Below are 21,329 nucleotides of genomic sequence, written 5' to 3' on the forward strand. Positions count from 1 at the left end.
GATGCCCACGCTGATCGCCCCGGCCGCGCTCAAGGCCCGCCTTTCGGAGCCGGGGGAACTGGCCCTGTTCGACGTCCGCGAGGCCGGGCAGTTCGGCGAGGGGCACCTGTTCCTCGCCGTGCCGCTGCCCTACAGCCGGCTCGAGCTGGACGTCGGGCGCCTCGCCCCGCGACGCGGCGTCCCGGTCGTGCTGTGCGCCGACGACACCGCACTGGCGCAAACGGCGGTGCGCCGGCTGGAGGGGCTGGGCTACACCGACATCGCCGTGCTCGACGGCGGGACGGCGGGCTGGGCGGCGGCGGGCTTCACCCTGTTCAAGGGCGTCAACGTTCCCTCCAAGGCCTTCGGCGAGCTGGTCGAGCACGCCTGCGGCACGCCGCGCGTCGGCGCACGGGAGCTGGCCCGCTGGCAGGCGGAGGGACGCGACCTCGTGGTGCTCGACGGCCGCCCGGTCGAGGAGTTCCGCAAGATGAGCATCCCCGGCGCCGTCTGCTGCCCGAACGGGGAGCTGGGCTACCGGCTGCGCGACCTCGTGCCGTCGCCGGAGACCATGGTGGTGATCAACTGCGCCGGGCGGACGCGCAGCATCATCGGCGCCCAGACGCTCATCAACCTGGGGATCCCCAACCCGGTGCTGGCGCTGGAGAACGGCACGCAGGGCTGGGTCCTCGCCGACCTGGCGCTCGACCACGGCAGCGCCCGCCGCTACCCGGACAACGCCGCCCCGGCCGGGCTGGACGAAGCGCGCGCCGCCGCCGCGCAGCTGGCCGGGCGTTTCACCGTGCCGCGCATCGACGCCGCCACCCTGGCCGCGTGGCGGGCCGACCCGGCGCGCACCACCCTCCTCCTCGACGTGCGCACCGCCGCGGAGTTCGCCGCGTCGCATCTCGACGGGGCGCAGCACGCGCCGGGTGGCCAGCTCATTCAGGCGACCGACCAGTATGTCGGGGTGCTGGGCGCCCGGCTGGTGCTCTATGATTCCGACGGGGTGCGGGCGCCGGTCGTCGCCAGCTGGCTGCGCCAGCTCGGCCGCGACGCGGCGGTGCTGGAGAGTGGCCTCGGGTCCGGCGCTCCGCTCGCCCCGGCCGTCGCGGCGCCACCGGAGGGCGGCACGGTCGATGCCGCGGCGGCGCATCGGCTGGCCGCCGACGGCGCCACCGTGGTGGACGTCGGCGCCAGCGCCCGGTTCCGGACGCGTCACATCCCCGGCGCCCGCTGGTCGATCCGTCCGCGTCTGGCGGAGGACGTCGCCGGGACCGCCGGGCCGTTCCTGGTGGTCGGCGACGACGACGGGGTCGCGCGCCTCGCCGCGCAGGAGCTGCGCGAGGCGACGGGCGGAGCGGCCCACGTCCTGGCCGGCGGGGTCGATGCCTGGGTGCGGGCCGGCCTGCCGCTCGCCGCCTCCCCCGCCGAGCCGCCCGACGCAGAGCGGATCGACCACCTCTTCTTCGTGCACGACCGCCACGACGGCAACCGGGACGCGGCGCGCCGCTACCTCGCCTGGGAGACCGCCCTCGTCGGCCAGCTCGACGACGCCGAGCGCGCGCTCTTCACCCTTCCCCACCCCGCAGCGTGAGCCCGCCATGACCCGAGAGACCCGCCGGTTTTCCGCGACCCGCCTCATCCACGCCGGGCGCGGCGCCGAGGCCGAGGGCGGGCGGCCGGTCAACCCGCCGGTGGTGCGGCTGAGCACCGTGCTGTTCGACTCCGTCGCCCAGATGCGCGACCTGCGGCGACGGCGCGACAGCGAGCGGCTGCTCACCTACGGCGCCCGCGGCAACCCCACCGCCTACGCACTGGAGGACCTCGTCACCGAACTGGAGGGCGGCTACCGCACGCGCCTCGTCCCCACCGGGCTGGCGGCCATTGCCCAGGTCTTCCTCGCCTACCTGCGTCCCGGCGACCACGTCATCATCGCGGATTCGGTCTACGAGCCGGTGCGCCAGCTCTGCCACGCCGTCCTCGACCGCTACGGCATCCTGTACGACTTCCTGGCCGGCGACGGCAGCGGGCTTGAGGAGTTGATCCGGCCGGAGACGCGGCTGCTCTACCTGGAATGCCCGGGCTCCTTCGCCTACGAGCTGTGCGACCTGCCGGCCCTCGCCGCCCGCGCCCGGGCGCGCGGCATCCTGGTGGCGGCCGACAACACCTGGGGAGCCGGCGGGCTCTACCGGCCGCTCGGCCTCGGCGCCGACATCTCCATCGTCGCCGCCACCAAGTACCTCAGCGGCCACTCCGACGTGGTGATGGGGGCGGTGACCACCACCGAAGCCGCCTGGCCGGCGCTGCACGCCTTCAGCGACGCCACCGGCTCGGCGGTCGGCCCTGACGACGCCTATCTGGTGCTGCGCGGCGCGCGCAGCCTCGCCGCCCGGCTGCCCATGCATCAGGCCGGCGCGCTGGCGGTGGCCGAATGGCTGTCGGGCCATCCCAGGGTCGCCGAGGTGCTGTGCCCGGCGCTGCCGCAGCATCCCGGCCACGCCCTGTGGAAACGCGACTTTCATGGCACCAACGGCCTGCTGTCCTTCCGCCTGCGCGATGCCGGTGATGCCGCGGCGGTGCGGGTGGTCGATGGCCTGCGGCTGTTCGGTCTCGGCGCCTCCTGGGGCGGCTTCGAGAGTTTGGTGACGTTGGCCGACCTCGGCCGGCTGCGCGCGGTGACCCGCTGGCCGGAACCGCACATCCTCATCCGCCTGCACATCGGCCTGGAATCCCCGGCCGACCTCATCGCCGACCTGGATCAGGCGCTCAGCGCCTGATTCCCGGACAAACCTTGATTCCATATTTTGCATTTTGTGCATGTTTAATAATATAAAAGTCTATTAAATGAATTGATAATAATGTGCCCCCAGACATAAAACTTCCGTTCGATACGGACGCGCTGGTGGCCGGACAGCGGGGGCGGAGGGTTCCTCGGGCGCCGTCTGGTCCGGGCGCTGCTGGAGCGCGGCACGCTAACCGACGCGGCCGGGCGGGTGCGGGACATCTCCGCCCTGGTGGTGCTCGCCCGTTCCGGCACGCAAAAGATCGTTACTGGCGCACGCTCGCCGACCTGCCTTGGCAGGGGCGCCCGATCGTTCTGCGGGTTGAGGTTCGCCGCTTCCGCTGCCGGCACTGCGGACCGCGCATCTTTGCCGAGCGCCTGCCCGAGATTGCCCGCACGGAGCGGCGGACGGGGCGGCTGGCGTTGGCTCAAGCCCAGATCGGCTTGATGCTGGGCGGTGAACCGGGTGTGCGGTTGGCGTCGAAGCTGGCCATGCCGGTGAGCGGCGATACCGTCCTGCGCCTCATCCGCAAACTGCCGCTACCACCGTGCCGGCCTCCGCGGGCAATCGGTGTCGACGACTGGGCATGGTGCCGCAGCCGGCGCTATGGAACCATCGTGTGCGACCTGGAGCGCGGCCGGGTGATCGACCTCCTGCCGGACCGCTCCGCCGCTCCTCTGCGGGCTTGGCTGAAGCGGCACCCGACCGTCACGCTGGTCAGCCGTGATCGCTCCGGCCCCTATGCCGAAGCGTCCGCACCGGCGCACCGGGCGCGTTCAGGGGGCGGATCAGCTCATCAAGCGGCAGATGTTCGGCCGTGCCAAGTTCGATCTGCTCCGTCAGCGCGTCTTATGCACCGCTTGACGACCGAAGCGCTCGCCATCACTGCGGCCCTCGACACCTCAGCACCGAATGCGCGGATGAACCGCCTTTGGCCCCCAGGCAGGCAAAAGATCAAGGATTTGTGCGGGATGTAGGCGTACCAACGCTTTGGAGCGGTGGTGGCGTCCCATAGGTAATGAAACTGAGAACTGGGAGGCGGCGGTACCTCCACTCTCCAGCCGTTGATGTGGTATGCTGCAGGTTCAAATCCGGGCGCGCAACCACCGGGCATTGACGTTACCGCCGGTCACCGTCTGATTAGACCGCCCCGGAAGTACATCCAGTGTCTCTATCCCGGATAAGTCACCTCGGTAGGGAAGCGGTAGCCGGCGTACAGCGGATCGGGGTACGTCGTCATGCTGGCCCTATACCGTCACACCGGCGTCCCTGGCCAGCCCGAACTTGACGGTGCCCGTTCACCGCATTTTAATGAGGCGGCATGCGGTTAAGGAAATTGGCGAATGGCCCATCCAGAACAAGTTTTTTTTGTTAGAAGTATTAAGAACTTTCTAGAATCGCACTTCGTGGATGCGGAAGTTCTTGAAATAGGGAGTCTTGATATCAACGGAAGTGTGCGGGAGCACTTTGAGCGTTGCCGCTATATCGGGATCGACCTGGAGTTGGGGCCAGGCGTAGATGTGGCCTGTCCGGGAGAGGATTTCGGCGGCAAGGCTCATCAGTTCAACACGATTGTTTCGTGCGAGGCGATGGAGCACAATAGGAACTGGCGGGAAACGTGGCTGAACATGATCCGCATGCTCCGTAAGGACGGGCTTATGATCATGACGTGCGCGTCCCTTGGCCGTCGCCGTCACGGCACCGCAGAGGACGTTCCATCGGATTCCCCGTTTACCTCTCATGACGGAATGAACTATTATAGAAATTTGGATATTTCGGATTTCACAAAACTTGTAAATCACGATGATTGGTTTTCGGTGTGGGGTTTTTTCAGGGATCATGTGATCAGAGATGTCTATTTCTTTGGAATAGGAAAGGAAGCCGATGAAATGACGCAGAGAAACGCTGTCAATCTTAAGGTAGTGTTCGAACAATTCTACAATGCCCGGAATACCGAAGGTCGGTACTAGGAACAGTGACCGGACCTGCAAGCCGACGAAGATGCAGACCCGTGCGTCGGACTGCCCGGCCACCGACACTTGTTCAGCCCACGTCGGCCGGTCGATTGCTCGGCTGTTGCCCTGACGACATGCCACACAGCAAGCGTGGTCTCCGCTTACGGCACCGGAAGCACTCGGGCAACGCGCTCGCGCCGAGGTCAACTCTCGTCAGTTCCCTTGGTGACGGACCGGTACCACAAGGGGCAAGATAAACCTGAACGGACACGGAACCGGTCGACAGACTCGGGTTCAGCAGTTAAATCTTGCGCTTTGCCAGTGGCCTGCACCATGCCACCCAACTCTGACGAGTAAGGCCTGCCGTCCATGCAAGGTGGTTCCAGAAAGCAGAACAACAAGCTCGCGGCCGCACCCGACAGGGTCTTGCAATCCATCCGTCGCTGCAGCCTACAAGAACTGATCAAGGTCATGGAAGGCCTCGATCCGGCCGGCCGCCTGGAACGCAGCATCGAGCTTTATGAGGCATGGCTGAAGCATAACGCCCAATCGCCTCTGGCCTTCGCCGCCTATTTCAATCTGGGCTGTGCCCTCAGCCAAGCCGGCAGGGACGAGGCGGCCCTGCAGGCTCATCTATCGGCCCTGAAGCGCAACCCGGCTTTTCTGCAGGCCCATATCAGCGCCGGCGTCCTCCAGGAGAAGCTCGGTCGCCCTGCGGAAGCCATCCTCACCTGGGATAAGGTGGTAAGCGCCAGCGGCAAAGGGGACCCCGAGCTCGTTGTCATCGCCCTTAACAACCTAGGACGCCTGCTCGAGCGGCTAGGCCGCTACGAGGAAGCCCTGGCCCGCTTGACCCTCAGCCTCAAGCTTCGCACACAACAGCCTGAGGTGCTCTACCACTGGGTCCGCCTGCGACAGCGCATCTGTGCTTGGCCGATATACGAGGACGTCGAGGGCATCTCCCTGGACATGATGCGCAAGGCCACCTCGGCCATATCCATGTTAAGCATCAGCGATGATCCACAGCTGCAGCTGGAGGCCAGCAGAAGATCCGTGGCATCCTTCGTGCGCTGCGGTCAGGATCGTTTGGCGCCGGACTCTGGCTACCGGCACGAGCGCCTGCGCATCGGCTATCTTTCCTCAAACTTCAATCTGCACGCAGTCTCCATCCTTACCGCGGAATTGTACGAACTGCACGACCGCAGGCGCTTCGAAATTTACGGCTTCAACTGGAGCACCGATGACGGCGGCCCGATGTACGCGCGAGTCCGTCGGGCTATGGATCATTTTGTCGATATCCACGAGCTTTCCGACGAGGCGGCCGCGCGCGTCATCCGGGCGGCGGAAATCGATATCCTTGTCGATCTACAAGGGCTGACCACCAACAGCCGATCGAATATCCTGGAGTTCAAACCGGCTCCTGTCCAGATTTCCTATCTCGGCCTGCCCGGCACCACCGCTTTGCCCAGCCTGGATTACGTCCTGGCCGACCGCTATGTACTTCCCGAGGAGGAAGCCCGCTTCTTCACCGAAAAGCCACTCTACTTGCCAGAGTGCTTTCAGGTGAACGACCGGCAGCGCCAAGCTGGGGCGGCGCTGAAACGCAGCGACTATGGGTTGCCTGACGACGCTCTCGTATTCTGCGCCTTCAACAATACCAACAAGCTCACGCCCGAACTCTTCGCCGTCTGGATGAGCATACTGCGCCAAGTGCCCGACAGCATCCTCTGGTTGCTAGCTACCAATCCGACGGCGCAAGCCAATTTGCTGCGCTATGCTCAAAGCGTCGGCGTGCTGCCTCAGCGCATTCTCTTCGCGCGGCCCGCACCTACGCCCGAATACTTGGCGCGCTTCACCCTGGCGGACCTGCAACTCGACACTTTTCCCTTCAATGGTGGCACCTCCACCAGTGACGCACTTTGGATGGGGCTCCCAGTCCTTACCTGCTCCGGGCGCAGCTTCGCCTCCCGCATGGCAGGCAGCCTGCTGCGGGCGGTGGGCGCGCCGGAGTTGGTGACCGACTCCTTTGCCGCCTACGAGGCTTTGGCTCTGGCCCTGGCAGCCGACCGGCCACGACTGCAGGCGTTGCGCCAGCGAATCCAGCGCAACCGCCTCGCCCACCCGCCTTTCGATACGCCCCGGCAGGTACAAGCCCTGGAAAGCCTGTTCGAACAGGTGGCCGTGCGACCTGCGGCGACCGAGCCCGGCCAGACGGCGGTGCCGGTATCTGTGCCGTACGAGATTCGCCCGCGGTTGAGCGTTATCATTCCCACCCACCACCGGCCCCAACTTCTGGTGCGCGCGGTGGGTTCGGTCAAGATGCAGTCTCAGGGGCGGGTGCAGGTTATCGTCGTTGCCGACGACTGGGATGCGGGGACCTACGGTGCGGTTGCCGGCCTGCTCGACGGCCAGGACCTTTTTCTGCAAAGATGCGGCGCTCCCGGGCCGGCGGCCAGCCGCAACCTGGGCCTGGATCTCGCCTCGGCTGAGCACATCCTCTTTTTGGACGATGACGACAGCTTCCCACCGGGTTTCGTCAACACCTTGCTTTCGTCTCTCGACTGCGAGTCGGAGGCGGTCTTCTTCTGCAATCCACGCTTCGTCGAGGAAGAACGACGGCCGGACGGCATCGTCGTTTTGGGCGAGCAGGACGTGGATCTTGCCAACGTTTCACTGGCCGAAATCGAAGTCAAGAACCGTATTCCCAACAATTGTCTGGTGTTTCCGAGAAAGCTCCTGCTCGGCCGGCGCTTCGATGATTCGCTGGTGCTGTTCGAGGATTGGGAATTCCTCCTCAATGTCCTCGCCGATGCCGAGTTGAGGCACCTCCCCATACGCGGGCCGAATACCCACAAGACTGACCGCCAGCTGGGGGGGAGGCGCGGAGCGTCGAACGACCACATGCTCTTGGACTGTATCCTGAGTATCTACCGCAAATGGCCCGGTCGCTGCCCGCAGACGCCGGCTGCTCGCCGCGTCTTTCTGCAGAATGCCAATGCAGTGGAGGAGGGCGCTGACGATATGAATGCCACCCGCCTCTGAGCGGCGTCGGGAATCATTAACCGCTTGACTATGGCGTGAGCAATCGCATGACGTTCACCGAGACAATCCGTTTCCAGCGCCTAGGCTTCTCTGCCGTGGACGCAATTAAAGATCGGTCGCTGTATGCGCGAGGCGGTGCAGTCGGTGCATGGTCGTCGCCCTCCAGCAAGAGTTGGCGGAATTGGAGCTTCGCGATGCAGAGCACTCCCGGCTACCATGACTAAGATTTCCGTCGCGCTCCCGGTCTACAACGCAAGCGCAAATTTGCGACCAACTCTCGACTCCTTGGTTGCGCAGAGCCATCGTGACTTCGATGTGGTCGTTCATGACGATGCTTCGCAAGACGATACACTGGAGATCCTTGAAGGCTATTCGAAGAGGATGAGCCTAAAAATCATCCACAGCTCCGTCAATCTCGGCATTTCGGATTCTCGCAATAAGCTGCTTGATGCAATTGATGCGCCGATGGTTGCAATTCTCGACCATGACGACATCTGTCACCCGACCCGCCTGGAACGCCAAGCCGAGTTCCTTGAGGCGAATAGGGACATCGATATCTGCGGCAGCGCGATCATCTACTTCTCTGACGACGCCGAAATCCCGATCGCCAGTCGCGTACTACGCCATCCAGCTCATGACGCTGAAATCAAGACGCAGTTGCTTTACAACACCTCGATGGTGCACCCCAGCGCGATGGCTCGCCGCTCCTTCTTCGCCGATGTAGGCAGCTATGATGCTAAGTTCTCACCGGCCGAGGACTATGCCATGTGGTGCCGAGCCGCTCTTCTGGGCAAGCGGTTTGCCAATTTGGAAGAACCGCTACTCTATTATCGTGTCCACTCCAGGCAAACAAGCAATATCCAGGCGCAAAGGATGGTGCAGAACGACATAGAAGTGAAGAGATTGTACATTCGAGGTTTGCTGCATGGCGCGTTGGACGCCTCGCTGGCTGAGCTGTTGTGCCCTTATCTGCGGCACAGCAATCAAGCTATAGCAGCGGCATTGCCAAACATCGTTCCAGTCATCTTGGCCCTTAATGACAAGGTACCTTGTCGGGCTACGTACGCAAAGTTGATTGGCGCCGCTATTACCAGGAACATCGTGTAATACCAAAACTCACGGATCATGACCGATGGGCCCAGGCTCGCATGCCGATGGACATGATGGTCCAGGGCTGATCGACGAGGGCGTTCCAGGCGAAGCCGCAGTGATCGAGGATGTCCTGGTAGGAGGCGAAAACGCGGTTGGACAGCCGGTTGTCGCGAAGGAACTGCCAGATATTCTCCACTGGGTTCAGCTCGGGCGACTTCGGCGGTAACGGCAGCGGCGTGATGTTGCCGGGGATCGGCAGCTTGGTCGAGGTGTGCCAGCCGGCCTGGTCGAGCAGCACGACGGCATATGCACCCAGCGCCACGGCGCGGGAGATCTCCTCCAGATGCAACGCCATCGCCTCGCTCGTGCAGTGCGGCAGCACCAGGGCGGCGCCTTTGCCGTGGGCCGGGCAGATCGCCCCGAACAGATAGGCCGAGTGCGTGCGCTGGTCGCGCGGTGCGGCTGGCCGGGTGCCACGGCGCGCCCAGCGGCGGGTGATCTTGTTCTTCTGACCGATCCGGGCCTCGTCCTGCCACCAGATCTCTATCGGCTTGCCAGCAGCCTCGTGCGCCGCGATCTCTGCCTGCAGCGTGGGAAACTTTTTTGAACGCCTCGGCGGCCTCGGGATCTTTGGCGTGGTGGCGGGGGCGCGCCGACAGCTTGCGGAAGCCCAGGGCGCGCAGCTCCCGGCTCAGCGTCTGCTTGGAAAGGGAGACGCGGAACTCCTCCCAGAGCCAGTGCAGCAGGTCGATGATCCGCCAGCGCACCACCCCATGCACCGCCGGGAGCGGCCCGTCCTCGACGACTTGGCGCAACGCGGCCCGGTGGTGCTCGGCCAAGCGCGGCTGCGGCCCCGGAGCCTTGCCGGCCAGCAAGCCCGCCGGTCCCGCGGCATTGAAGCGCAGCACCCAGTCGCGCACCGTTTGCAAGCCGACCCCGCCGATTGCCGCCGCCGTCGAGCGCGGTTCGCCATCGTAGATCGCCGCCAACGCCAGCAGTCGGCGGACCTGACCGGGATCGTGGGCGGATCGAGCAAGCCGGCGCAGGGCGGCGGCATCATAATCGCTGCGCACTGGGACCGGAGCGGCCATGGCGGACCTCGTCGTCGTGGTCCCTCCGGTGAATCACGCCGCCCCAGCCTGCGGGAATCGCCGCATGAGTCGTACTCCGCAGGACTTGGTATGAGTCCGAAGCCGATTGACAGGCTACGGCCTTCCTCTGCGCGTACGGCGCCGTGTGGCTGCTGGCCGCCGGAGGCGCAACGGCGCTGCAATGGGGGCTTTCCGCCGTGGGCGTCCTGTCGCCGTCGCTGATCGTCGGCGACCCGGCGGTGCGGGGGGTAGCCCTCGTTCTGGTCGGCGCGTACCAGCTCAGTCCGCTGAAGGACGCGTGCCTGACGTACTGCGAGTCCCCCGCCACGTTCTTCCTGTCGCGCTGGCGCGACGGTACACACGGTGCCCTGGTGATGGGTGCGCAGCACGGGCTGTACTGTGTGGGCTGCTGCTGGCCGGCGATGGCGCTGATGGTGGCGGCCGGCGCCATGAGCACCGCCTGGATGGCGGGCGTCACCCTCTACACTCTGTCGGAGATGTATGTGCCGGAGGTGCGCCGGGTGACCCGCGCGGCCGGCACCCTGATGATCGTTGCCGGATCGATGTCCCTTCTGAGCGGAGGATGAATGCAGGCGAAGATCAGGGTTCTGAAGAAGCGCTTACCGGCCCGCCGATCCTTGTCGCTGGACTGGGCTGCAACCTGCGAGAGATGCCTGTTGCCGACCTGATGGAACCTTGGCCCGGCGCGTATCAGCCTCTCCGCCCTCCCTGTCACCGACAGCGCCCAGGCCATGGCGGAGACCCTGGCGGCGCTCCCGCGACATCGCACGGCTGGAGGGCGCCGTCAGCGACCGGGCGCTGGCGGGGGCGATGACGGTCGCCCGCCTGCTCGCGCCGAGGGGGAAATGACGTGTAACGTTCCGGTATCCGCCCCCGTCCAACGGGCATGAGGCGCGGATCGGCCGCGCCTTCCCCTTGGATGGAGGCGATGATGTCCCTGACGATGCTGGAGAAGGAACTGGTGGCGGTGGCGATCTCGGTGGCGGCGGGATGCCGCCCCTGCACCACCTACCACCTCGCCGAGGTGAAGCGTGCCGGCGCCACCGGTGCGGACATCGAGAAGGCCGTGGCCGGTGCCGTGTGCGTGCGGACCAGCGCCACCGAGGGGATGGGCCGCCACGCGCTCGGCCTGGAGCCGGCGCCGGACGGTTGCGGATGCGGCACGACGGATATGCTCGCCGAGTTGATCGCCATCGGCGCGTCGCTGGCCGTCAACTGCACGGCCAACCTCGACAAGCACCTCGCCGCCGCGCGTGCCCTGGGCGTGCCGCAGGAGCATATCGACGAGGTCGCGGCACTCGCGGCGATGATCCGCTCCAAGGCCGTCCATCACGTCGAGAAGCACCTCGGCGACAGGGCCGCGCCCGCTCCGACGGCCGGCTGCGCCCTGGTGGCGGCCCCGGCGGGCTGCTGCTGATCCCCTTCCCCATCGACTGGACGGGTTCCCATTCCGTCGCTGCCGCAGCGCCCGCACCCGGCATGAGCCGGGTGCGGGCGCCGTCCGTGCTGCACGTCCTGTCCGGTCGGCACCTGACACGGAGAATCCGACATGTCCGAAGCCGAACCGATCCTGCTCACCCATGTCGAGGCCGGCGTCGCCACGCTGACGCTCAACCGGCCCGAGGCCCACAACACCCTGTCCGTCGCCCTGCTGACTGAGCTGGAGCGCGCATTCGCCACCCTCGCCACGGACCGCGACGTCCGGGTGGTGGTGCTGGCCGCCACCGGGCGGGCCTTCTGCGCCGGCCACGACGTGCGCGAGATGCGCGCGCTGGACGGGCGCGAGGCCGTGGCGGCGCTGTTCGCCCTGTGCACGCGGGTGATGACCGCCATCGTGCGGCTGCCGCAGCCGGTGATCGCCAAAGTCCAGGGGGCTGCCGCCGCAGCGGGCTGCCAACTGGTGGCAAGCTGCGACCTCGCCTATGCCTCGACCACCGCCCGCTTTGCCACGCCGGGGATCAACCTTGGCCTGTTCTGCTCGACGCCTGGGGTAGCCCTGGCGCGCGCCGTCGGACGCAAAGCGGCGATGGAGATGCTGCTGTCCGGCGATGTCATCGACGCGCCCGCTGCCGAACGGCATGGCCTGATCAACCGCGCGGTGGCACCGGAGCGGCTGGACGCGGAGGTGGCGGCGATGGCGGCGCGAATCGCGTCGAAGCCGCCCTTCGTGCTGAAACTCGGCAAGGCGACGTTCCATCGCCAGCTCGACATGGGGCTGGACGACGCCTACGCGTGCGCCGGCGAGGCGATGGTCACCAACATGCTCGCCCAGGATGCGGCCGAAGGCTTTGACGCATTTCTCGGCAAGCGCCAGCCTGTGTGGGAGGGGCATTGAAGAAGTGCCGACCCTGCTGTGCCGGCGGGCTCCGTTGGCTCGCCGATGCGCCGGGGCGTCCCAGAGACCTCACGGGCACGATACGGAAGTGATCAGTTGTCCGGCTCAGCAAAATGAGCCACGTTCTTCTGCCTTTACCCCTTCCCAGGTGGTGAGATCGTCCGCTTTGCGCCGATAGTGTTGAAAAACTCCCTGACGGGTGTTTTGTAGCCGTTTTCGAGGAACAATGTGTCACTTGCACGGGTTTTGGAGCGATATTACTGCGCGACATGGCCGTGGTAAGATGGAAAAATTCTTACTCCGCCAGCCCCGGGATTTTTCAACACTATCGGTCAGGAGCGGACTCTAGACTGAGCGCCACAAGCAGTCCTTGCCGTACGTTGTAACCGATCTTCAGCCGGCCACGATGGGCACGCGTCGCCAAGAAGCTGAGGATTTGAACCAGTTACGTGGCATTTCGTTTTCCATTGCGGCAAAGCCCGCGCAGCACGCCATCCAGCGACAAGCGCCCCGGCCCGTGCACCACGATGGTCAGCAGCAGGAACATCCAGTAGACGTGCTCGACGGAATCATAAGCCGGGTTGGCGGCGCCCAGCACGAACTGGATCACCAGCGCCATGCCGAGCAACGGCAACGCTGCCAGCCGGCTGAACAGACCAACCGCCAGCAGCACCGGCATGCCCAGCTCGAACGTGGTGCCGAGCGCCGCCGCTACGTCGGGGGACAGCAGGGGTACCTTGTACTCCTCGGCGAACAGCAGCACGGTGGTATCCCAGTCCTGGATCTTGGTCAGGCCTGAGGTGAAGAACACCTTGGCGATCCACAGCCGGATCGCGAGTTGGAGCAGTGGAGCGCCCCAGGCGTTCAGCCGCCCGATGACGCCGTCCACCTGCCCGACAATCGAGGCCATCTGCGCACGGCGCGGGGACACAGGGGGCGCAACGGCAAGAAGGGTCATTTTTCATTCCTCCGGGAGCAGGGAAAAGGTCGTGAAGGTGCCCAGTTGCAGGTGGGCGAGCAGGGTGGCCTGCAGGTCGAGACCGGGATCGGTTCCCGTCGCCGCCGCGGCGGCGTGTCCGAGGTTCACGCCCGCCGACAGCGCGAGCAGCAGCGTGAACTCGCCACGCCCGATGGCCACGGCGTGCACCTCGGTCAGGGGACGGACGATCAGCACCTGCCCGCCGTCGGACGTCGGGCGCGGCGGTGGCTCGTCGCGGCGCAGCGCGTCCCAGAGGTCGAGGACGGGGCACGCCATGGTGAGCAGATGCGCCGAGGGATGCAGCGCGAAGCGCAGCTCCGGATAGCGGTGCTGCGGCACCACGCGCAGATCCTCCGGGTCGAGCATCGGCGCGTCGGCGGCGAAGAAGGCGCCGTTCCATGCCCACTCCAGCCGGGCCAGGTCGGCCGCCTCGGGCATCGCGTCCAGATGATCCGGGAAGCCGTCGCCGAAGGCGAGCAACTGTGGGACGAGCGGCGGGTGCCGGCGGACGTAGGAGGCCGCGGCGCGCCGGAAGGCTGTCCGGCCGAGCAGGCGGGCCGTAACCGGGAACGCCGCCTCCAGCGCCTCGACCAGCGAGCCGACGACGTTGTTGGCATGGACGGCGAAGCGCATGGAGGCCGGGATCCCGTCGCCCAGGATGCCGGCGGGCGCTTCCGGCGCGTCCGCCAGCAACTGGCGGCGCATGGCCGCTTGCAGGTCATGCAGCATGGCGCAGCTCCAGCAGGCGGTCGGCGCGCGCGGCCTCGGCCAACAGAACGGGCAGAGCCGGCACGCGCGTGTCCCATTCCACCAGCACCGGGCGGGGGCCGATGCGCCGGAGCGTGGAGGCCAGCAGCGCCCACACCGCGTCCGCCACCACGTCGCCGTGGTCGTCGATCAGCAGCGTGCCGCTTCCCGTCTCGTGCACGGCGTGGCCGGCGATATGGATCTCATCCACCGCCCCGGCGGGGATCTCAGCGAGGAATGAGGCGGCATCGAACCCCAGGTTCCGCGCGCTGACGTACACGTTGTTGACGTCCAGCAGCAGGCCGCAACCGGTGCGCGCGGCGAGTTCGGCCAGGAATTCCCATTCGGGGATGACGGACTGCGCGAAGCCCAGGTAGCGCGAGGGGTTCTCCACCAGAATGCGGCGGCCCAGCGCCTCCTGCGTCCGCTCGACGTTGCAGCGGACGATCTCGAGGGACTCCTCGGTGTAGGGCAGCGGCAGCAGGTCGTTGAGGTAGGTACCGTCCGTTACGCTCCAGGCCAGATGGTCGGAGACCAGTTCCGGCTCCAGGCGGTCATAGAGGACGCCCAGCCGGGCGAGGTGATCGGGGGCGACCCCTTCGGCCGAACCGAGGGAGAGGCCAACCCCGTGGCAGCTCAGCGGATAGTCCCGGCGGATCGCCTCCAGGGCGCGCAGCCGGGGGCCGCCGGCCGCCAGATAGGTCTCGCTGTGCACCTCGATCCACGCCACGTGCGGGCGGGAGGTGAGAAATTCCGCGACGTGGCGATGCCGCAGTCCGATGCCCGCCCGGCAGGGCACGGGGGAGGACGCGCTGGCGGCGGCATGGTTCGCGGGGATCGGGGTGAGCATGGCGGACGTCTCCGGCGGCCGGCGGATGGGGTGCGTCAGCTCTTCTTGGCGGCGGCCTTTGTCATGTCCTTGGGCATGCCGATGCCCGCGAACGCCTCGGTCTTGCCGCCGATTTCCGCGCACACGCCGGCTTTCACCGCGCGCCACTCGCCGCCGTCATAGTCCTTGGTGGACTGGCCGGCGCAGGAGTGGGTGCCGGCGGCGTTGGCGCAGCTGTTCTGCCCGGCCTTGGAGACGCCGTAGCACTTCTCCAGCCCGCCGGCCTCCGCGGCCGCCGCGCTGTGCAAGGGCACCAGGGCGGCCAGCGACAGGGCGCCGGCCAGGGCGGCGGCAATGGTGGTAGCGTTGGTCTTTTCGGTCATCTTCCATCTCCGTTGGTTCGATCCTCCCGCTTCGGGAGGTGGTTGACATGGCCAAAGTATTCGTGGACGCGCCGCCGCTGAAATGCTTTGGTCGTATTGACTGGATAGCCGCCGTCTATGGTTCGATCTGCACCGGAGGCCACGATGGAGATGCACCAGATCCGCTACTTCCTGGCCGTCGCCGAGACGCTGAACTTCACGCGCGCGGCGGAGCAGTGCAACGTCACCCAGCCTTCGCTCACCCGCGCCATCCAGAAGCTGGAGGAGGAGATGGGCGGCCTGCTGTTCAGCCGGGAACACCACAACACTCACCTGACCGAGCTGGGCCGGCTGGTGCTGCCGCACCTGGAGTCCATCTACGTGACCAACTCGGCCGTGCTGGCGGAGGCCAAGCAGTACCGCAGCATGGAGCGCGCGCCGCTCAAACTGGGCGTCATGTGCACGATCACGCCCACCCGCCTCGTCGGCTTCTTCGAGCAGCTGCGCGCCCGCGTCCCGATGCTCGACCTGACGATCCGCGACATGCCGGCCAAGCCGCTGGTGGAGGCGTTGCTGGCCGGCGAGTTGGACGTGGCGCTGGTGGCGCTGCCGAGCTTCCCGGAGCGGTGCACCGCCAAGCCGCTGTTCACCGAGCGCTACCTGATCGCCTGCCCGCGCGGCCACCGCTTCGAGGACATGAACGCCGTGCCGTTGTCCGAACTGGACGGCGAGGACTATCTGCAGCGCGTGCACTGCGAATTCCGCTATCACTTCGAGGCGCTGAACGTGCCGAAGCAGCATACGGTGAACGTCCGCTATCACAGCGAGCGCGAGGACTGGGTGCAGGCGATGATCGCCGCCGGGATGGGATGCGCGGTGATGCCGGAGAACCTGGCGACCCTGCCCGGCCTGGTGACGCGCGCCATCATCGAGCCGGAGGTGACGCGGACGATCCACCTGGTGACCGTGTCCGGCCGGCGCTTCACGCCGGTGGAGCAGGTGGCCATCCGCATGGCGCAGACCTACCGCTGGGACGCGGCGGAACCGGCGCGCAGCACGGCGATGGTGTGGGAGGATATCGCGGTGGTGGAATAATGCCCCCTCCCCCCGCCCGGCCGCTACGGTATGAAACACATGTTGTGACGCAAAAATGCCAACCAATTCAAAGAATTGCCCGTCATCCCCGCGAAGGCGGGGATCCATACGTTCCGCAACCGCATGCTTTGGAAGTTATGGATCCCCGCCTTCGCGGGGATGACGGCTAAGTTATTGCAATAACAGGTGCTTTTGCACGGTGGCTTGTTTGCATACCGTAGAGCCCTGCGGGGGAGGGATGAGCGCGTCAGGCGACCTCCTCCACGCTCCGCGACTTCCAGTATTCCGGCACGTCGCGGCGGTATCGGCGCATCACCAGATTGCCGAGGAGGCCGGTCCAGCCGGTCTGGTGCGCGGCGCCCAGGCCCTGGCCGGAATCGGCGTGGAAGTATTCGTAGAACAGCAACAGGTCGCGCCAGTGCGGATCCTCGTGGAAGACCGGCTGCGCGCGGTAGACCGGCCGCCGGCCTTCTTCGTCGGGGCGGTAGATCGACACCAGCCGGTCGGCGATCAGCGTGGCGATCTCCTTGAGAGTCAGGTGCTTTCCGCCAAGGCACGGCACCGGCACGGTGAAGTCGTCGCCGAGGAAGCGGTGGAACTTCTCCAGGCCCTGGACCAGCGTGTAGTTCACCGGCATCCACACCGGCCCGCGCCAATTGGAGTTGCCGCCGAACAGGCCGGTGTTGGACTCGCCCGGCACGTACTCGATCAGCGCCTGCCCTACACCGGGCAGGTCGCCCAGGTGGCGGTGTTCGGCGTGGATGCGGCTGACGCTGCGCACACCATAATCCGACAAGAACTGCCCCTGATCGAGCAGCCGCTGAAGGATGCGCGGCAGCATGGTGTGGTCGACCAACGCCAGCAGGTGCTCGCCCCGTGCGTTCTCCCAGTCCGGGCAGGCGCAGATGTAGCTGCCCTGGAACTTGCCGCCCTTGTGCCGCGTCAGCAGCGCGCGGAAGCGCGGCACGTGTTCGAGCAGGCGGCGGTCGATCACCTCGGTCGCGAACAGCGGGATCAGGCCGACCAAGGAGTAGACGTTGACGCGGCTGACCTTGCCGTCCGGACAGACAATGAGGTCCTTGAAGAAGCCGTCCTCCTCGTCCCACAGCGACACCGCCCCCGGCATGTGGCCGCCGATGGCGTTGGCGACCGACAGGAACTGGCTGTAGATCTGGATCGCGATGTCCTCGTAATCGTGGTCCTCGCGGGCCAGTTCCAGCGCCATCACCACCATGTTCAGCGCGAACATCGCCATCCAGCCGGTGGCGTCGGCCTGCTTCAGGCTGTAGCCCGGCGGCAGCGGCGCCGAGCGGTCGAACACCGAGATGTTGTCGAGGCCGAGGAAGCCGCCCTCGAACACGTTATGGCCGTCCGTGTCCTTGCGGTTGATCCACCACGCGTAGTTCAGCAGCAGCTTGTGGAAGACGCGGTGCAGGAAGTGCTCGTCGCCCTCGCCGCGCTGCACGCGCTCGGCCCGGAAGACCTTCAGCGCCGCCATGGCATGCACCGGCGGGTTGACGTCGCCGAACGCCCATTCGTAGGCCGGGATCTGCCCGTTGGGGTGTAGGAAGCGCTCGCTCAGCAGCACCTCGATCTGGTCCTTGGCGAAATCCACGTCCACCAGCGCCAGCGCCGCGCAGTGGTAGGCGAGGTCCCAGGCGGCGAACCACGGATATTCCCAGGCGTCGGGCATGGAGATGACGTCGGAGGATTTCAGGTGCTTCCACGAGCGGTTGCGCGCCCCCTTGCGTCCCTCCGGCGGCGGCAGCCGGTCGCCGTCCAGCCAGCGCTCCACGTCGTAATGGAAGAACTGCTTGGACCAGATCATGCCGGCCAGCGTCTGGCGCAGGATCCGCGCGTCCTCCGCATCGGCGTCGGGCAGCAGATCACGGTAGAAGGCATCGGCCTCGGCCGCGCGGGTGTCGAGCACGCGCTGCGTGCGGGCGAACGGGCGGGCAAGCGGTTCGGCGGACAGCACGAGATCCACCGCGGCGCTGCCACCGGCCGGCAGATCGAGGACGTACCACACCGCGGCCTTGCTGCCCTCGCCGGCCGGGTTGACCGCGCCCGCCTCACCATGCACCACGCGGCGGTGAAAGGCGTCCTTGACGAAGGGCGTCGGGTTGGGCTGGCCCCACAGGCGCTCGGCGTTGCTGTCGTTTTCGGTGAACAGCAGGTCGGCCGGACGGGCGCCGTACAGGCGGTACTCGCCCAGCCCGGGATGCGCGGTGCGGATCGCCCAGGCCGCGCCGTCCGGCGCGTCGGCGCGCGCCAGGGTCGGATGCTGCGTCCCGCCGCTCCACGCCCAGGTGTTGCGGAACCACAGGGTTGGCAACAGGTGCAGGGTGGCGGCCTCGGGACCGCGGTTGGACGCGGTGATGCGGATGTGGATTTCGCGCGGGCCGGCCTTGGCGTAAGTGACCTCCACATCCCAATAGCGCCCGTCGTCGAACGCGCCGGAATCCAGCAGCCCGAAGGGCGGGGCGGTGCGGCTGCGCGCGTGGTTCTCCGCCACCAGCCGGTCGTAGGGATAGGGGGCCTGCGGATACTTGTAGAGATAGCGCAGGTGCGCGTGGCTCGGCGTGGCGTCGAGGTAGAAGTAGTATTCCTTCACGTCCTCGCCACGGTTGCCCTCGTTGCCGGTCAGGCCGAAGGCGCGCTCCTTGAGGATGGGGTCGCGGCCGTTCCACAGCGCCAGCGCGAAGCACAGGCGCTGCTCCTCGTCGCAGATGCCACCCAGGCCGTCCTCGCTCCAGCGGTAGGCGCGCGCGCGCGCCTGATCGTGGCTGAAGTCCTCCCAGGCGGTGCCATGCGCGCTGTAGTCCTCGCGCACGGTGCCCCAGGCCCGCTCCGACAGGTAGGGGCCCCAGAGGCGCCAGTCCTCGGTGCCGGCCCTCTGGGCCTCCAGACGCCGGCGTTCGGCGTTCAGGGTGTCGGTCGTCATGGTCTCGTTCCTCCTCGGGTCAGGGTCGTTTGGATTGTTCGAGCCGCCACCATGCTTCGAGCACGCAGGCGACCGACCAGGCTTGCGCCGGGGCGCCGCGCGGCGTGTGCGGCGGAGCGCCGTCGAAGATCTCGCTGACGTGGCCGAGTGCGGCGTCGCTCAGGTGGTCGGCGACCGGCTCCAGCAGGCGCTGCGCCGCGTCGGCGTCACCGGTCATCCGATGCACGGCCAGCGCGTAGGGACCGAGCAGCCACGCCCACACCGGTCCTTGGTGGTAGCCACCGTCGCGCTCCAGCACGCCGCCGCGATAGCCCGGCCGGTAGTCGGCATGCGCCGGCGCCAGCGAGCGCAGGCCGTAGCTGGTCAGCAACGCGCGCCGGCACTCGTCCACCACGCGGGCCTGCGCGGCGCGGTCGAGCGGGCTGTGCGGCAGGCTGACGGCGAAGATCTGGTTGGGGCGGATCGTCGGATCGTCGCCGGCCAGGCCGTCGATCACGTCGAACAGGCCACCGTCCGGGCGCAGGAAGCGGGCGAACGACCGGCGGACGCGGCCGGACGCGGTGCGGTAGGCGCGGGCGGGCCGACCCAGACGGTCGGCAAATTCGGCCATGGCGCGCAGCGCGTTGAACCACAGCGCGTTGATCTCCACCGGCTTGCCGTGGCGGGGCGTCACCACCCAGTCACCGATCCTGGCGTCCATCCAGGTGAGCTGGAGCCCCGGTTCGCCGGCGCGCAGCAGGCCGTCCGCCGGATCCTCGCCGATGCCGTAGCGGGTGCCGCGCCGGTGCCAGTCGACGATGTCCTCCAGCACCGGGAAGGCGGCCTCCAGCGCCGCCAAGTCGCCGGTGGCCCCGACGTAGGCGCGCCACGCCTCCACGTACCAGAGTGCGGCGTCCACGGTGTTGTAGTCGGCGTGCTCGCCGGCTCCGGGGAAGACGTTGGGCAGCATGCCGCGATCCACGAAGCGGGCGAACGTCTCCAGGATGCGCCGCGCGCTGCCGGGGCGCCCCGTCGCCAGCGTCAGGCCGGGCAGCGCGATCATGGTGTCGCGCCCCCAGTCGCCGAACCACGGATAGCCGGCGATCACCGACTGCCCGTCCGGCACGCCGGACAGCGGCCGGGCGAACAGGTAGCTGTCGGCGGCCAGCACCAGCCGGCGCACCCAGTCCGGCGCCTCGGCCAGTTCCGGCACGGTGGCGGCAGCGAGACCGAGCACCCCATCCTCCTCGGCCAGCCGGCGTGCCAGCGCGGCCGGAAGGTCGGTGGACGCCTCCCCGTCCAGGCTGGCGACGATGCCGACCCAGGCGCCGGGGGTGAGGTCGAGCAGCGCCTCGCCGATGCACAGGTGATGGTCGGTGGCGGGCAGGCCGCGCTCCGCCTCGACGGACAGGTCGAAGTCGGCGTGCCAGTCGTACCGCGTCTCGATGCGTCCGCCGACGACCGCGACGTGCAGGGTGAAGGCGGGATCGGCGACGCGCAGCCGGCTTCCGTCCACCGCCTCCACCGCCGGACGGAAGCCGTGCCGGTCGGTGGTGCCGTGGTGGTCGCGGCCGTTGGCGAGCAGCGCCACGCGCAGTTGCGCGGGCTCGTCGTCCGCATCGAGGCGCCACGCGGCATAGACGGTGTTGGCCCCCTGCTCCAGCCAGACGCGCGCCTCGACGCGGCGGCCGGCGGTGGCGTATGTCCACACCGGGACGCGGCCGTCCAGCGCGAAGCTCTCCAGGTCCACGTGGCCGGCCGGCGCGACGGCGCCGCCGCTCCAGCGGTTGGTGAACAGCGAGTATCCCTGACCCTCGGCCAGCAGCGTGGCGTCCGCCTTGGCGAACACCAGCCGCCGGCCGAGCGGAGGGTCAACCGGCGCCATCAGCAGGCCGTGGTAGCGCCGCGTCAGGCTGCCGGCGACGGTGCCGGCGGCGTAGGCGCCCAGCCCGTTGGACAGCCACCATTCCCGCCGCTCGGCCTGGGCGAGGTCGCCGCACACCGCGCGCCCGAAGCGGATTGGCATCGGCTCGTCACCCCGGACGGCCAGGGTGTCGTCTTCGCGGATGATCGCGATGCTCATGGGACGGTCT

The 21,329-nt window shown here is 67.3% G+C and carries 15 protein-coding genes and 2 pseudogenes; 10 read left to right on the forward strand and 7 right to left on the reverse strand.

Features of this window, described 5'->3' with window-relative positions; translation table 11 throughout:
* The first annotated feature begins 1 nt into the window (after position 1).
* The 6 genes and pseudogenes from TSO221_RS25700 (at position 2) to TSO221_RS25720 (ending at position 8,869) form a co-directional block, all read left to right on the forward strand.
* Entirely contained in the window at positions 2 to 1,576 is a 1,575-nt protein-coding gene (locus TSO221_RS25700; RefSeq protein ID WP_109121355.1) for a rhodanese-like domain-containing protein, read from the forward strand.
* Between the two features lie 7 nt (positions 1,577 to 1,583).
* Positions 1,584 to 2,759: a cystathionine beta-lyase gene (gene metC / locus TSO221_RS25705; protein WP_109121356.1), complete on the forward strand. Its 1,176-nt coding sequence runs from the start codon at positions 1,584 to 1,586 to the stop codon at positions 2,757 to 2,759.
* Between the two features lie 269 nt (positions 2,760 to 3,028).
* Positions 3,029 to 3,514: pseudogene (locus TSO221_RS36585) on the forward strand (ISL3 family transposase); the annotation flags it as partial.
* 594 nt (positions 3,515 to 4,108) lie between these two features.
* Positions 4,109 to 4,735: a class I SAM-dependent methyltransferase gene (locus tag TSO221_RS35140; protein ID WP_146208907.1), complete on the forward strand. Its 627-nt coding sequence runs from the start codon at positions 4,109 to 4,111 to the stop codon at positions 4,733 to 4,735.
* Positions 4,736 to 5,089: 354 nt separating this feature from the next.
* Entirely contained in the window at positions 5,090 to 7,762 is a 2,673-nt protein-coding gene (locus TSO221_RS25715; RefSeq protein WP_158284209.1) for a glycosyltransferase, read from the forward strand.
* Between the two features lie 216 nt (positions 7,763 to 7,978).
* Positions 7,979 to 8,869 (forward strand): glycosyltransferase, encoded by an 891-nt coding sequence (locus TSO221_RS25720; protein WP_158284210.1) that lies wholly within the window; start codon positions 7,979 to 7,981, stop codon positions 8,867 to 8,869.
* A 16-nt stretch (positions 8,870 to 8,885) separates the two neighbouring features.
* On the opposite strand, the gene TSO221_RS25725 is transcribed toward TSO221_RS25720, so the two are convergent.
* A protein-coding gene (locus tag TSO221_RS25725; protein WP_109121359.1) for an IS630 family transposase occupies positions 8,886 to 9,945 on the reverse strand; the annotation gives its coding sequence in 2 pieces (ribosomal slippage) (positions 8,886 to 9,453 and positions 9,452 to 9,945; 1,062 coding nt in all).
* Positions 9,946 to 10,073: 128 nt separating this feature from the next.
* Between TSO221_RS25725 and TSO221_RS25730 the strand changes: the two are divergent.
* The 3 genes and pseudogenes from TSO221_RS25730 to TSO221_RS25740 all read left to right on the forward strand — a co-directional run.
* Positions 10,074 to 10,532: pseudogene (locus TSO221_RS25730) on the forward strand (DUF2182 domain-containing protein); the annotation flags it as partial.
* A gap of 362 nt (positions 10,533 to 10,894) precedes the next feature.
* Entirely contained in the window at positions 10,895 to 11,383 is a 489-nt protein-coding gene (locus TSO221_RS25735; protein WP_158284211.1) for a carboxymuconolactone decarboxylase family protein, read from the forward strand.
* A 132-nt stretch (positions 11,384 to 11,515) separates the two neighbouring features.
* The gene (locus TSO221_RS25740; protein WP_109121362.1) at positions 11,516 to 12,301 is read left to right on the forward strand and encodes an enoyl-CoA hydratase; all 786 of its coding nucleotides are present in this window, start codon (positions 11,516 to 11,518) and stop codon (positions 12,299 to 12,301) included.
* A gap of 445 nt (positions 12,302 to 12,746) precedes the next feature.
* Here TSO221_RS25740 and TSO221_RS25745 read toward each other — a convergent pair whose 3' ends face one another.
* The 4 genes from TSO221_RS25745 to TSO221_RS25760 are packed head-to-tail and all read right to left on the reverse strand — an operon-like array spanning position 12,747 to position 15,239.
* Entirely contained in the window at positions 12,747 to 13,211 is a 465-nt protein-coding gene (locus tag TSO221_RS25745; RefSeq protein ID WP_109121396.1) for a DoxX family protein, read from the reverse strand.
* Between the two features lie 51 nt (positions 13,212 to 13,262).
* A complete protein-coding gene (locus TSO221_RS25750) occupies positions 13,263 to 14,009 on the reverse strand; it encodes a DNA-binding domain-containing protein (protein ID WP_109121363.1) in 747 nt (248 codons plus the stop codon).
* Positions 13,999 to 14,877, reverse strand: a complete 879-nt coding sequence (locus tag TSO221_RS25755; RefSeq protein ID WP_109121364.1) for a DUF692 domain-containing protein — start codon at positions 14,875 to 14,877, stop codon at positions 13,999 to 14,001. The genes TSO221_RS25750 and TSO221_RS25755 overlap by 11 nt, the downstream gene beginning before the upstream one ends.
* 35 nt (positions 14,878 to 14,912) lie before the next feature.
* Positions 14,913 to 15,239 (reverse strand): DUF2282 domain-containing protein, encoded by a 327-nt coding sequence (locus TSO221_RS25760; RefSeq protein ID WP_109121365.1) that lies wholly within the window; start codon positions 15,237 to 15,239, stop codon positions 14,913 to 14,915.
* 144 nt (positions 15,240 to 15,383) lie between these two features.
* On the opposite strand from TSO221_RS25760, the gene TSO221_RS25765 reads away from it, so the two are divergent.
* A complete protein-coding gene (locus TSO221_RS25765; RefSeq protein ID WP_158284212.1) occupies positions 15,384 to 16,313 on the forward strand; it encodes a LysR family transcriptional regulator in 930 nt (309 codons plus the stop codon).
* A gap of 247 nt (positions 16,314 to 16,560) precedes the next feature.
* Here the strand turns inward: TSO221_RS25765 and TSO221_RS25770 are convergent, their stop codons facing one another.
* A complete protein-coding gene (locus TSO221_RS25770; RefSeq protein WP_109121367.1) occupies positions 16,561 to 19,257 on the reverse strand; it encodes a glucosidase in 2,697 nt (898 codons plus the stop codon).
* A 19-nt stretch (positions 19,258 to 19,276) separates the two neighbouring features.
* Complete coding sequence (locus tag TSO221_RS25775; RefSeq protein WP_199229631.1) at positions 19,277 to 21,319, reverse strand: amylo-alpha-1,6-glucosidase; 2,043 nt, start codon at positions 21,317 to 21,319, stop codon at positions 19,277 to 19,279.
* Positions 21,320 to 21,329 lie beyond the last annotated feature (10 nt).

Origin of the sequence: Azospirillum sp. TSO22-1 (assembly GCF_003116015.1) — a bacterium.
In the GTDB taxonomy this organism is placed as follows: Bacteria; Pseudomonadota; Alphaproteobacteria; order Azospirillales; family Azospirillaceae; genus Azospirillum.